Origin of the sequence: Schumannella sp. 10F1B-5-1 (assembly GCF_006517535.1) — a bacterium.
GTDB lineage: Bacteria > Actinomycetota > Actinomycetes > Actinomycetales > Microbacteriaceae > Schumannella.
Genome location: NZ_VHQH01000222.1, coordinates 1 through 252, shown reverse-complemented (window position 1 = coordinate 252; position 252 = coordinate 1). Strand labels below are relative to the sequence as shown.

At 73.0% G+C, this 252-nt stretch carries 1 pseudogene; it reads left to right on the top strand.

The window, feature by feature from the left end:
* Nucleotides 1–218, top strand: a pseudogene (locus FJ658_RS15495) (MerR family transcriptional regulator); the annotation flags it as partial.
* Nucleotides 219–252: the final 34 nt, after the last annotated feature.

Here is a 252-nt window from a genome sequence, read left to right as displayed (position 1 = left end):
TCGCGCAGACGACCCTCATGTCCGACGGGGCGAGCGTGTACCTGTGCACCTCCGACGACGAGGTCATCGACCTCGTGAGCCGCGGCCAGGGCGTGTTCGGCATCGCGGTCGGCAAGGTGCTCCGCGAGGTCGAGTCGAGCCTCGTGGAGCTCGACTCCGCGAGCGTCGACCCCGCGGACGAGCTCGCCGCGCGACGCGCCAAGCGCGCCGCCAGCTGACAGGCGGGCCGGTCGGCACGACCGACAGCGGGTC